The organism is Bacillus haynesii, from assembly GCF_001969855.1.
Classification (GTDB): Bacteria; Bacillota; Bacilli; order Bacillales; family Bacillaceae; genus Bacillus; species Bacillus haynesii.
Map to the genome: position 1 here is coordinate 127,326 of NZ_MRBL01000020.1, position 14,979 is coordinate 142,304.

The 14,979-nt window shown below is 48.7% G+C and carries 2 protein-coding genes; both read right to left on the reverse strand.

Annotated elements, in window-relative coordinates; genetic code table 11:
• Window positions 1-6 precede the first annotated feature (6 nt).
• Window positions 7-10,806, reverse strand: coding sequence for a non-ribosomal peptide synthetase (locus tag BTA31_RS17960; RefSeq protein WP_076793388.1), 10,800 nt, complete (start codon window positions 10,804-10,806; stop codon window positions 7-9).
• Window positions 10,807-10,828: 22 nt separating this feature from the next.
• Window positions 10,829-14,979, reverse strand: a 4,151-nt coding sequence (locus tag BTA31_RS17965; RefSeq protein WP_142243757.1) for a non-ribosomal peptide synthetase, incomplete at its 5' end; no start/stop codon positions are given.

Consider the following 14,979-nt stretch of genomic DNA (forward strand, 5'->3'; position numbering starts at 1 on the left):
GCTCGTTTAATGGAATCCAAGTAAGTCGGTTATATTTTTTAAAGCTTCCTCGGTCAGCTCGCGATCATCAAAGTCGCTGACGGTTTTCTCTGTTTCAGTCTTGCTGAGGCAATGGTTCATCAGCTTTCTGAGATAGTACTGGCAATCTTGGGAAAGCCGTTCAATGGTTTCTTTTTGAAAACGATTGGTTTCATATGTCATGTTTACGGTCAGTTTGCCTTCAGCAATGAGTGCACTGATGTCCAGCGACTGTTCACGCTTCCAAGTGCCGGAGATATCCTCGCCGCCCCCCAAAGGAGAAAATGTAAACGCATCAAGCTGTTCTGTTTCGGTTTGCGTACGGTTTGCGATTTCAAATTGCCCTAGATAGTTAAAGGTGATATCAGGTGCTTTGCCGAATTTGATCTTTGCTTTTTCGGGCGGTGTCATATATTTGAGAACGCCGTATCCAAATCCTTTGTCAGGTATCCGTCTTAACGTGTCTTTTGTTATTTTTAATGTGCGGATCATATATTCTTCATGATGGTCATCCCATGTATTGGGTTCAAGTTGAAGCAAGACTGGATATATGGAAGTAAACCAGCCTACGGTTCGGCTGATATCGTGATGTGCGGCCTCAGATTGACGGCCGTGCCCTTCAAGCGCGATTTTTAGCGCCTTCTGCGGCGCCCATTGCTGAATAGCGAGTACGGCTGAGGCCAAAAGCAAGTCTTGGGTATCCGTATTGTAAGTATTGTGCACATCCTTTAGGAGCGCGTCTGTTTCTTGTTGAGCTAAAGTAAATGATACGGTGTTTCGTTTTTTCAAAGCGGATTTGTCGATATGTGTCTGCTCTTTTGGCAGTGCAACCGTTTCATGTTGTTCGATGGCGCGCCAATAGTCTGCTTGCTGTAATAGCCGCCGGCTTTCTGCATACTTGGTTAATTGCTCGGTATATGTTTGGAACGATGCGGTTTTTGGCGGGAGTGCTATGTCATCTCCGCGAATCGCCTGCTCATAGCCGGATGCCAAGTCTTCCAAGATAATCCGCCATGATATGCCGTCGACAGCCAGGTGATGGATTGAAAGAAACAAGTCATCTCCTTCGCTTGAGCGGAAAAGCCCAGCTTGCACCAGCGGTCCATTTTCCAAGTCCATTGCTTTTTGCAGTTCACGAACTTGGTGTTTGATGATGTGTTCATTGTCTTTTGACGCGCCGGTCAGATTGACGATTCGCAGGTTGAAAAGCTGATCCTCCCCGATGTTCGCTGGACGATTGTACAGGCGCAAGTTCTCTCGTTCATCTTTGGCACATATCAGCCGGAGTGCATCGTGATGGACGGTTATCGCTTTTAGCGTTTTCCTCAATGCATCTTCATCTAACGGATTTGTCCGATGCAGCATAACCGACTGATTAAAATGGTGGGCTTCTTTCATATCTTGAGACAGGAACCATTTTTGCACCGGTGACCACTTAACCTCGCCTTCAACAGATGCTTGGCTGATCGGTTGTTGCGATGAACGGACATATGGCGCCAATTCTTGGATTGTCGGATGGCTGAAGATATCTTTTACGGCCAATTGTTTTCCAGATTGATGCAATCTCGCTGAGACTTGCAATGCCTTAATGGAATCTCCGCCAAGCTCAAAAAATGATTCATCAATTCCGATCTTGTCCACACCGAGCACCCCGCACCAGATAGCAGCCAATTCTTTTTCAATATCAGTGTCCGGAGCAGTAAATGTTTGTCTAATCTGCGCCTTGTGCGGGATCTTTGCTAGTGCACGCTTATCCAGTTTCCCGTTTGGCGTTATTGGCAGTTGATCAAGCGTTTGGAAAAACGCCGGAACCATGTAAGCCGGCACTTTTTTTGCCAACGCTTTGCGCAGCATACCACAATCTGTGCCGCCTTCAACAACAAGATAAGCGCACAGTTCCTTATACCCCGCTGCGGTAACGGAATCGACCACAGCTGCTTTTTTTACTCCGGCAAGGCTGGAGAGAGCCGCCTCCACTTCTTTTATCTCTATCCGGTGGCCTCTGATTTTGACTTGTTCATCCATCCTGCCGACATACTGCAATGTGCCGTCCGGCAGCCATTTCGCCAAATCCCCCGTCCGATACATACGCTGATCTGGATGGAACGGATCTCGAACGAAAGCTTGAGCCGTTTGCTCAGGAAGATTGATATAGCCTCTTGCAAGCCCCGGACCTGTAATGCAAAGTTCTCCGGTAACACCGATAGGCTGCAAGTGATTTCCTTTTAAAATATAAACATGTGTATGATCGATCGGCCTGCCGATCGTGACGTTTTCCTGACGTTTTAACCGTCTGGCCGCAGTGGATGTGATGCTGTTTTCTGTCGGTCCGTATTCATTGGCAATTTCTGTGCCGGGGCAGATCGAGAAGCTTCGATCCAGCAAACTCCGGTCAATCGCTTCTCCCCCTAATGCGACAACTTGCAGTGTTTGTGTATCTTCCGGCTGCAGTACGTCAAGCAGTGTCCGATACAGAATCGGAATAAGATTCATATGTGTAATGCCGTAATGGGCCAGGTATTGTTTAATGGCAAGAATGTCTTTCGCTTCTTCTTCAGCCGGGATGACGATTTGTGCTCCTGATATAAGCGGTGCAAACATACTTGTGACAAATGCGTCAAAGGAAAAAGAGGAAAGCTGAAGCGCGGTATCATTGTCATGAAATTCATAAAAAGCGCTTCGCCACTGAAGTGTATGAGCGACTCCCCTGTGTTCAACCATAACGCCTTTTGGCTCGCCCGTCGTACCGGATGTATAGATGATATAAGCCAAATGATCAGGTTCAGCAGCAGATAAAATAGGTGTGGTGTCCTGTTCCCGTACATCTTCAATCAGCAGTACTTCACCTTTAAAACCATCAGGTACTTGATGATATGCCTTGCGATCGGTGATCAGCAGTTTTGCTCCGCTGTCGGCCAATACATACCGTTTGCGTTCGTCCGGATATGAAAGGTCAATTGGGACATAGGCGCCTCCGGATTTCCAAGTTCCGAGGATGGCCGCGATTAAGCCTGTTGATTTGGGAATCATGATACCTACAGCGAGATCCGGACCAATCCCGCGGTCTTGCAAAGTTCTGGCTATTTTATTTGACCATTCGTCTAATTCTTGATAAGTGAGCGCGCCTTCCCGAGTGATGAGAGCTGTTGCACTCGGCGATTTTGCCGCCTGGCGGGTGAACAATTCATGAACAGTTGTGTTAGGGCGGTGTTGTTCTGTGATCCTGTTGAAGCTTGTCATCAGCAGCTGCTGTTCATTAGCAGTCAGCATGCTGATCGCTTGCAGTGTTGTCTGCGGCGCATGGACTATGTGCTGAAGCATTGTCATAAAATGCGATGTCCAGCGCTCGATCGTCTCTTGTTTAAACAAGGATGATGCATATTCAAACCGAAAATGTATGCATTCATCCCCTTCTGAAACTTGCAGTGTCAGATCAAACTTTGACACAGTCGGAGACATATCGGCAGGCTGAATATGCAGTCCGTCCAGGAGAAGCTCTTGATGCTCCATATTTTGTACGACGAGCATAGCGTCAAACAGCGGATTGCGGCTCATATCACGGACGACGTCGAGCCGGTCGACAAGCTCCTCAAACGGATAATCCTGATGTTCGAATGCCTCAAGTGCCGTTTGGCGGACATCTCTTAAGAAATCAGTGAAACGTTTGTTTTCTGTCGGATAGGTCCTCATTACCATTGTGTTGACAAACATCCCGATGACAGGCTCTAAGTCTTTGTGCGGTCGCCCTGCGATCGGTGAACCGATGATGATGTCCTCCTGTCCGCTGAGACGCGCAAGCAGCGTGCTGTATGTGGCCAGAAGCACCATATAAAGGGTACAGCCGTTGTCGCGGGCGATCTTGTAAAGGCCGGCTGAAGTGTCCGAATCAAGTGAAAATGACACGTGGTCTCCGGCAAAACTTCGCACCGCCGGGCGGGCGTTGTCGGCCGGCAGATCCAGCACCGGCAGCTCGCCATCGAGCTGCTTCAGCCAATAGGCCTCCTGTCTTTTGTAAGTCTCCCCTTGTTTGAATGCCTTTTGCCAGACGGCGTAGTCTTTATATTGAATCCGCAGCGGGTCAAGCGTCCGGTTGTCGTACAGCTCGCTGAATTCGCGGATCAAGGTGCCGACAGACACCCCGTCGGAAATGATGTGATGCATGTCCACCAATAAAAGATGGCAGTCCGCCGCTTCCTTCACAAGAGCGGCGCGGAAAAGCGGCGCTTCTTGAAGCAGGAACGGACAGACAAAGTCTTCAGCCGATGCCAACTCTGTGAGTGTAAACGGGACATCATCATGGATGCGCTGGACGGGCTCACCGTCAGCCCCGGTTTCAAACGACGTCCCGAGCGATTCGTGGCGGCGGATCAACTGCCTGAATACCTCATCAAGCCGCGCGCGGTCGAGCGGTCCTGTCAGTTTAAGCGCCGCCGGCATATTGTAGCCTGTGCCGTCTTCGTCAAGCTGCTGAAGCACGTACATGCGCTTTTGCGCCGAGGACACCGGATAGGTGTCCTGTTTGTCCGCCGGTTCAATCGCTGCATATGGACTCTCATCCAATTCCTGAATCACGGCTGCGAGCTCTTTCAGTGTCGGCTTGGCGAAGATCTCCTTCAGCGGCACCTGCACGCCAAACGCTTTGGCAATGCGGGAAACGAGCGCTGTCGCCTTCAGCGAGTGGCCGCCTTGTTCGAAAAAGTGATCATCGATGCCGGCAGGGCCGTTTTTCAGCACCTCTTCCCAAAGCTCGGCAAGCTTCATTTCCGTGATGGTTCGCGGTGCGGTGTAACCGCGGTGTTCAGCCGCTCCGCCGGGAGCTGGCAGTGCCTTGCGGTCGAGCTTTCCGCTCGGAGTGACAGGCCACTCTTTCATCTCGATGAAGGACGAAGGGATCATGTAAGACGGCAGCCGCTTGGCCAGCTCTACCTTTACAGTTTGTTGGTTTTGCCCTTCAATATAGGCATAAAGCTCAGTTTCCTCCCCTTCTGTCCGGGCGACAATCGCCGCTTCCCGCACACCGTCGATCTGGCGAAGCACCGCTTCGACTTCTCCCGGTTCGATCCGGTAGCCGCGGATTTTCACCTGGCTGTCCGTGCGGCCCAGCCATTCAACGGCGCCGTCCGGAAGCCATCTCGCCAGATCGCCTGTTTGATACATGCGTTCCCCTCGATAAAACGGATCATCGAGAAACCGTTCTTTCGTCAGTTCCGGCCGATTCAAGTAGCCCCTTGCGACGCCCGCGCCTGCGATATACAATTCTCCTCGACACCCGAACGGCAGAAGCTGCCGCTTTTGATTTAAAATATAGAGTCTCATATTGTGTCCTGATCGGCCGATCGGGACATGGTGAAGCACTTTCCTTTTAGGAACATCAAAGTATGCCGCTTCTACCGTCGCTTCCGTCGGTCCATAGGAATTTGTCAATTCCACCTTCGGCAGAAGCTTATGAAAACGGGAGATGAGGTGCGCTCCCAGCTGCTCGCCGCCTGCAAAAACTCTTTTTAAATGTCCGATGTTGGCCGGTTTTTTTCTATTATTAATGTATTCCAAGAATGAGTGAAGCATAGAAGGGACAAAATGAGCCGCTGTAATTTGCTTTTCCTCCAGCGCTTTTAAGATGATTTCGGGATCTTTTTCCCCTCCTTGAGGAAGCAGATAAACAGAAGCCCCAGCAAACGGCCACCAGAACAGCTCCCATATTGAAGCGTCAAACGAGTAAGACGTTTTGTGCAGAATCATGTCCGAGTCGTTCAGCTGGTAGCGGGTTTGCAGTGAGTATAAAAAGTTGACCGCGGACCTGTGTTCCACCATGACACCTTTTGGGCGTCCCGTTGAGCCGGATGTATAGATGATATAGGCTAAGGCATCGGGCGGCACCGGGAGTTTCGGGTTGGCTGCCGCTTCTCTGTGATTCTCGCGGCCGTCATCCAGCGGCAAAATGGTTCCCTCAAACATCGATGCTTCGGCAAGATTAGATTCTGCAAGCAGGATCTTTGCACCGCTGTCCTCTATTAAAAAATGGATCCGTTCTTTAGGATAGTCCGGGTCGATCGGCAAATAAGCAGCTCCCGCTTTTAAAATGCCATAAATCCCAATCAGCATATCCGGTGAACGTCTGCCCATCACGGCAATCACATCTTCCTGTTGAATGCCGCGGCCAATCAGCTTCCAAGCGATTTGGTTGGCTCGTTCATTCAGTTCTCTGTAGGAAATGGAGACGCCATCTGCCAAAACGGCCGTTCGGTCAGGCGTCTTTTCCGCCTGCTGTTCGAGCTGATGATAAAGCGGCTGATCCAGCGGGAAATCGATTTTTTGCATCGGGCTGAAGTTTTGGAGAAGTGCGCTTTCTTCCTTTTTCGACAGCATTGATAACTGATCCAGCTCCAGCTCAGGATGCTGTGCAGCGTTTTGGGCTAAAGTTTTAAAAAAGTCGGCCCATTTTTGAATCGTTTCCCGTTCAAACAAATCTGTACTGTATTCAAACTGACAGTATAATTGTCCGCCGTTTTCTGCCATATACAGCGACAGGTCGAATTTAGAAATCGGATGGCTGATATCTTTCTGCCGAAGCTCAATGCCATCCATCAACAGCTCTTGCCGCTCCATATTTTGCAGTGCAAACGTTGTGTCAAAGAGCGGGTTTCGGCTCATCTCCCGCTGAACAGCGAGCCGGTCAACCAGCTCCTCTAACGGATAATCCTGATGTTCATAGGCTTCAAGAGCTGTTTCTCGAATGTCCTGCAAATATTTTTTGAATGATATTCCGTTCACCGGATGTGTTCGAAAAGCCAATGTGTTCACAAACATTCCGAGCACGGATTCAAGATCAGCATGCGGTCTGCCCGCGATCGGCGAACCGACGATGATCTCTTCCTGCCCGCTTAGCCGTGATAATAAAACGGTGTATATCCCAAGAAGCGTCATATACAGCGTGCACCTGTTTTCTCCTGCGAGCTGTTTTAAACGTGATGTAAGCTCTTGACTGATCAAAAACGTTACCCTGTCACCTGCAAAGCTTTTTGCCGCGGGACGCGGTTTGTCCGTCGGCAATTCGAGCACTGGCAGCTCCCCGGCCAGTTGTATGAGCCAATACGATTCTTGCCGCTTGTATATGTCGCTTGTTTTGAATGTTTCCTGCCATGAGGCATAGTCTTTATATTGAATGCGTAACGGGGCCAGTTCATGTCCTTTATACAGCTCGCTAAATTCCCGCATGAGCAATTGGATGGAGACACCGTCTGAAATAATATGGTGCATGTCCACCAAAAGCAGATATCGTCCTTTTTCAATGGTCACAATGCCTGCCCTGAAAAGCGGAGCCTTTCCAAGATCAAACGGCCGGATAAATGATTCAGATGAAGATTCGCTCAGAAATTCAAACGGCACCTTTTCATGAATCCGCTGCACCGGCTCGCCGTCTTCTCCTGCTTCGAATGATGTCCTAAGGGGTTCATGCCGGCGAATCAGTTCTCGAAATACAGCTTCTACCCTCAGTCGGTCTAGTTCGCCTGTCAGCTCCAAAACGGCCGGAATGTTGTAGCTGACTCCTCCGCTGTCAAGCTGGTGCAGAACATACATCCGTTTTTGTGCGGAAGATACCGGATATGTCTCCTTCGTCCGTACTTGCTGAATCGAGGCAAACGGGTTTTCCTCCGCTTCACTGATGACAGCTGCCAACCCTTCAACGGTCGGATGAGCAAAGACATCGCTTAATGGAATCTGAACGTTCCATTCTTTGGCGATGCGAGAGATGAGCGATGTTGCTTTTAAAGAATGGCCGCCCATTTCAAAAAAGTTGTCGCGGATACCGACTGGCCCCCTTTTCAGTACATCTTCCCAAAGTTGTGAAAGCCTGAGCTCGTTCAAATTGCGAGGTGCGGCGTATGACTGATGTGAAGCAGATGATGTTGGTTCTGGGAGGGCGCTTTTGTCGACTTTTCCATTTACGGTATGCGGAATCGTTTGCACAGCAGTCCATTTTACAGGCATCATGTAGTCAGGGATGACGTCGGCCAAATCGTGACGTAATGCAGAAGGGTCGATCGGTTTTCGCGTGCTGTAGTATGCGCACAATTCATGTTCCCCTTCACTGTCTTTCTGAACAAGGACAACCGCTTCCTTAACAGCAGGATGATTCGCCAATGTCACCTCAATTTCCTTCGGTTCAACCCGGTAACCCCTGATTTTTACTTGATCATCGGTCCGGCCGATATAGTCGATTTGTCCGTCTGTGCGAAGCCTTGCGATATCTCCTGTTCGATACATGACGGCTCCCGCTCTAAACGGATCGGGCAAAAATTTCTGTTTTGTCAAGACTGGATTGTTGACATACCCTCTCCCGACGCTCTCTCCGGATATATATAGCTCCCCCGCTACACCGCGGGGCTGCAGCCGTTTGTTTTTGTCAAGAATATACATGGCGTTATGGCTGATCGGTTTACCGATCGGCGGAGCATCCGGGATGTCGCCCTCAGGATGAATGGTACATGTTGAGACGACATGGGTTTCCGCCGGCCCGTAATGATTATGCAAGCGTATGCCGCGCCGCTTTAGCAGTGCCTTGAAAATATGCGAAACCGTCAATTGCTCTCCCGCTGTAATGACATGCTTGACACAGCTTGGAAAATTGTTCGCATAGTGTTCTTCATTGAAAAGCATTTTCACAAAAGCCGTCGGGAAAAAAACGACTTCTGTTTGCTGCGTATTGATCAACAAAAACAACTGAGCTGGGTCACGCTTGATTGATTCAGGGGCGATGCAAAGCGTGCCGCCGCTAAGCAAGGTGGTGAACAGTTCTTGATAGCAGACGTCAAACGCACAAGATGCATACTGCAGCACATTTGTTTTGAAATCAATACTTGAGTTTTCAAATTGGTCGTTGAGTAAATTGGCCATATTTCGATGTTCAAATAAAACGCCCTTCGGTTTTCCCGTTGTCCCTGATGTGTACATGATGTAAAGCAAATCCTCCGCTGTGTTTACCGTCTCGACATTGCTTCCGTCTCTTTCCACATCAGCTTCTTCTATGAAAGTCACAGATCGTTTTGTTTCGGCTGGTTTTGCAACAGCCGCCAAATTGCGCTGCGATACAATGTGCTGACAGCCGCTGTTTTCTATACAATAGCGAATACGTTCAGCAGGATGGCTCATGTCAATCGGAACGAAAGCCGCACCCGCTTTTATAATGCCGAGGATTCCCGCCGCTAAAGCGGGAGATCGTTCGACCATGATCGCCACCGGCTCCTGGCGTTTGACACCCCGTTTACGGAGAAGGCGCGCAAGTTTGTTGGCCGTTTCATTCAGCTCCTTGTAGGTGATCGACTGCCCTTCGTAGTAAATGGCTTTTTCATCAGGCGATTGTGCCGCCTGATGTTCGAACATAGACTGTATCGTTTCATATTTGCGCGGTTTAGTCTCTATTTTCAATGTGCTGAGCAGGTTTTCTTGTTCCTGCTGTGTTGTGATCATCAATTCCTCCGGGGACAAATTCGGATTTTGCAGCACTTGTGCGATAATATGCTGCAAGTGGCCTTTGACGCTTTCGATGAAAGAACGTTCATGGACACCGGAATCAAATCTCATTTTGAGATGAATGTCTTCACCCGGTGCCACCATTAGATAAAAGCTGTAGTTGGTCTCGTCTTCCATGTTGAAATCATGAATGTGAAACAGATCCTCTGCATTTTGTTCGTTGTTCAGCAGGGCGATTTCTTTTTCAACAGGATAATTTTCAAAAACAAGAATATGGTCGATTAAGCCTTGTTTGACGGCAGATTCCGCCTGTATCTCATAGAGTGGGTGGTAGCTGTACGGCTGCCCATTGAGCACATCTTTTTGCACTTGTTTGATCAGTTTCACAAAAGGCACTTTTGTACCGGTAACCCGCACCGGCACCGTGTTAATGAAAAGGCCGATCATCCGCTCTATCCCTGCAATTTCAGACGGCCTGCCGGAAATAACCGAACCGAAAACCGCATCATTCGTCTGGTTATAAGCTTGCAGCAAAATTCCCCAAAGCGTGTGAAAAATGGTGCTCAGTGTGACCTCTTCCTTTGCGGCCAGCTCTTTCAGCTTGGCTGTATCTGTTTTTGAAAGGGAAAAAGTGACTTCTTCTTGACTGTTTTTGGCGCCCGCTTTTTCTTGCTTTGGCAGCCCGCTCTGCTGGTCAAATCCTTCAAGATACCGCTCCCAGTATCGGGCGGCTGCTTTTTTGTCCTGCTCCATCAGCCATTGAATATAAGTCCCGTAAGGCACAGCAGGCTCAAGCTTTAATGGTGCTTGGTGCAAAAGGGAAGCGTATATATGGAAAAACTCCTTTAGGATAATCCCGAGGCACCAGCCGTCCATGATGATGTGATGGAAGCTCCATATGCATGTAAATTCGCGATTACCTCTTTTGAGAAGAATCACGCGCATCAGCCCGTCTTTTTGCAAATGAAACCCTTTAGCCCTGTCTGTTTTTTTGATGTCATCAATCAATGCGAGCTGGCTGGATCGGTCCAAATGAGTCAGATCTTTTTCTTCAACGGTGATCGTCCGTTCTTTTAAGACGACCTGCTGTGGAACGGATACATTCTGACTGACAAAAATCGTTCTGAAAATGTCATGCCGGGCGCACAGAACAGCGATGCTTTTCTGAAAAATGTCTGTGTCAACCTTTCCTGTCATTGAAAATGAGGCCTGTTCGACGTATGCCTGTGAGTCCTTTTTGAGAAGGTTGTGAAATAGCATGCCTTCCTGCATATAAGAAAGCGGATAAATATCCTGAATCTCATGCTTTTTTGTCATATTTTCTCCCTGCCTCCTGTTTCTACAGTTCTTCGACAAAGCTCGCAATACTGTCCAAATCTTCCGCTGTTAACGATTGGCTGCTAAAATCGCTGACCGTTTTTTCTGTTTCTTGTTTATATGCGCAATGTTTGATGATTTGGTGCAAATCATGTTTCACCATGTGCAGCAGCTGTTTCATTGTTTTTGTTTGGAACCGGCTTGGCGGATAGCTCAAATTGAAATACAGCTGATTTTGCCTTACCATGGCGCTCATCTCCAGCGTTTGCTCGCGCTGCCATGTAGGTGTAATGTCTTTCCCGCTTGCAAGCCCCGAAAAGCTGAACATTTGTTGGCGTTCCGTATCATTGAATTGTCCTAAATAGTTAAACCCGATTTCAGGCACTTTGCCAAACCGAATTGTTTTGTTTTCAGGTGCTGTTAAATATTTTAAAATGCCGTATCCAATTCCTTTGTCCGGTATTCTGCCGAGCGTATCTTTGACTGTTTTTATCGCCGTTCCCAGCTTGCCTTCAGCTGCGTGTAAATCAATCAATACAGGATACATTGAAGTGAACCAGCCGACCGTCCGGCTGATGTCCAATTCAGGAAGAATCTGTTCCCTTCCGTGTCCTTCCATCGCAATACGCAGTTTTCTTTCTCCCAGCCAATTACACAGAGCTAATGATGCGGCCGTCAGCAGAATATCCTGGGTGTCTGTGCTGTAGGCGTTGTTGACCTTGTGGATTAAAACGTGCGTGTCTTCTTCTGAAAGGGTAAAGCTTACCGTTTTCCGAATGTTTTCCGCAGCGCTTTGCGGTTTTTCACAAGGAAGTAAAGCCGCTTTTTCTTCTTCAACAGTGCGCCAATATGATTGTTCGCGAATGATCTTGCTGCTCTCTGCGTATTCCGAAAGCCGATTTGCAAAATATTGGTATGAGTCCGTTTTCCGCGGAAGCTGGACCGGTTGTCCTGCGGCCGCCTGACTGTATGCCGCCGATAAATCCTCAAGCAAAATCCGCCATGAGACCCCGTCGACGACCAAATGATGAATGGTAAGAAATAAATAAGCTCCCGATCTTGTGTTGAACAAGCCTGCTTTTAACAGTGGGCCTTTTTGCAAATGGATACTGCGCTGCAAATCAGCGACTTCGTCTTCAATCATGTTCTCCCATTGTGCTGTTTTAGAAAGGTCTCTTATGTTCAGGCTGTAAAGTTCTCCGTGAATCCCTCTGTTAAATTGCTGCAGTCGTCCACCGTCATCACTGATTGTCATGCGGAGGGCATCATGATGGATAACAAGATGCTGTAAAGCCGTTCGTAGCGGCTGTTCCTGAAATCCTTCTGAGCTGTGAAGCATGACAGATTGGTTGAAATGCTGCCGCTCTTCAATATGCTGCGCGAGGAACCAGCGCTGAACGGGCGTCCAAGGAACTTCGCCTTCAATCGGCCGCTGATCTATACTTCTCTCAGTCTTGCGGATGAAAGGTGCGGTTTCTTTAATAGTTGGATGGCGTAATAAGTCGCTTGCCGTGATTTTCAAGTCAAAACGTCCGAGACGCGCAGATACTTGGAGGGCTTTAATCGAATCGCCTCCCAGTTCAAAAAATGAATCCTCTATACCGACTTTATCAACGCCGAGAACCTCTTGCCAGATCACGGCAAGCCGTTCCTCCAGCTGATTGCGCGGAGGGGCGTATGCGGTGTTGTGCGTTGTGGTCTCCGGTTCAGGCAGCGCTCTTCTGTCAAGCTTTCCGTTTTGTGTCAGAGGCAAGGCGGCAAGCTCAATCAAATGCGCCGGAACCATAAACCCAGGCAATTGTTGAGAAAGAAGAGATCTGACTTTCTCAATATCCATTTCCGCTTGCAGGCTCATATAGGCAAGGAGTTCTTTGTGACCCGAGGGGCCGGTTCGCACGATGACGGCGGCTTCTTTGACACCGTCAATCTGCCGCAATGCTGTTTCAATTTCTCCCAGCTCAATCCGGTAGCCGCGAATTTTTACTTGATCGTCCATCCGGCCGATATATTCAATCGTCCCGTTCGGCAGCCAGCGGGCCAAATCACCGGTACGGTACATTCGTTCACCAGATGCGAAGGGATTTGGCACAAATTTTTCTTTCGTCAGTTCAGGTCTTCCGAAGTAGCCTCTGGCTAGTCCATCCCCGCCAACGCATAATTCTCCGATCACACCAATGGGCTGCAATGTCCCGCGGCTGTTGACAATATAAGCGGTTGAATTAGAGATTGGGCGGCCGATCGGAATGGAATGCCTATACTCGTGTTCGATCCGGAAGCAAGTTGAGAATGTTGTATTTTCCGTGGGACCGTAACCATTCCATAGCGCGAGGTCTGGCGACGCGTTGTGTACGCGGTTGACATGGTTTGGCGACAGGACTTCTCCGCCGATAATTAATCTGGACAGGTCGGAAAATGTTCGTTCATTTTGTTCTGATAATTGATTAAATAAGGATGATGTCAGCCATAAAGTCGTGATTCCGTTATACTGTATGAATGTTTTAAGCTGATCGGAATCTAAATAGGTTTCTTTGTCACTGATGTATAAACGAGCGCCGTTTAATAGCGGTCCGAATATTTCAAATGTCATCGCGTCAAATCCCAATGACGCAGTCAATAAAAGCCTGTCTTCAGGTGTAAACGCCATATCGCTGTTTTTCACGAGGCGGACGACACCGCGCTGTTCAACCATTACGCCTTTTGGCGTGCCGGTTGATCCGGATGTATACATGATATAAGCGAGAGAATCAGGATCGCCCTGCTGTTCGGGATTGCTTGCTGAAATTCCAGTCTCAAACTGGATGTCTTCTATGAATAACCGTTTTCCAGCAATAGGACATTCTAATTGATCTGATTGGAGGAGAATATCTGCTTTGCTGTCAGACAACATCCATTCCAGCCGTTCTGTCGGCATGTCTTCAGTGACGGGAAGATAGGCTCCGCCGGCTTTTAAAATGCCGAGAATTCCGACTGCAAGTTCAGGAGTACGATTTGTTAATAGTGCGACAACACATTCCGAACCGACGCCATTTGCTCGAAGCGCAGCGGCTATTCTGTTGGCCCGTTCGTTTAGTTCCCGGTAAGTCAAAGTTTGACTATCATGTATAACAGCCGGGGCGTGAGGTGTTTTGGCAGCTTGATGTTCAAATAAACGGCTGATCGTTTCGTATTTCGGGTAGTCTTGATTTGTCTGATTAAATGTGTGAATCAATTCGTTTGTCTCATGTTCATCCAATACATGAATGTCTCCGAGATGAATGTTCTGATGTTCGATCACATGTTTGAGAATACGAATATAGTAGGAAAGCCATTTCTTGATCGTCTGTTCTTGATAGATGTCTGTATTGAATTCAACATCAAAACGGATTGTCCCTTGATCTTCTTCAGCTGCATAAAGAGTCATATCAAACTTAGAGACTTTATGGGCGTTATGAGCTACAGTCGCCAAATGCAAGTCATGCAGAGTGAGTGATTCCCGTTCCATATTTTGCAGAACGAACATGACGTCAAACAGCGGGTTGCGGCTCATATCACGAACGACGTCGAGCCGGTCGACAAGCTCCTCAAACGGATAATCCTGATGCTCGAATGCCTCAAGCGCCGTTTGGCGGACATCTCTTAAGAAATCAGTGAAACTTTTGTTTTCTGTTGGATGCGTTCTGATCGCCAGCGTGTTGACAAACATGCCGATGACAGGCTCTAAGTCTTTGTGCGGCCTTCCTGCGATCGGCGAACCGATGATGATGTCCTCCTGTCCGCTGAGACGGGTAAGAAGTGTGCTGTATGCGGCGAGAAGCACCATATAAAGGGTGCATCCGTTGTCGCGGGCGATCTTGTATAGGCCCGCCGTCGTTTCCGCATCAAGCGTGCGGGACACTGTATCACCCGCAAAGCTTCGCACCGCCGGGCGGGCGTTGTCGGCCGGCAGATCCAGCACCGGCAGCTCGCCATCGAGCTGCTTCAGCCAATAGGCCTCCTGTCTTTTGTACGTCTCCCCTTGTTTGAATGCCTTTTGCCAGACGGCGTAGTCTTTATATTGAATCCGCAGCGGGTCAAGCGTCCGGTTGTCGTACAGCTCACAAAACTCGAAGATGAGCGTATTCACGGACACCCCGTCGGAAATGATGTGATGCATGTCCACTAATAAAAGGTGACTCTCCTCCGCTTCCTTCACAA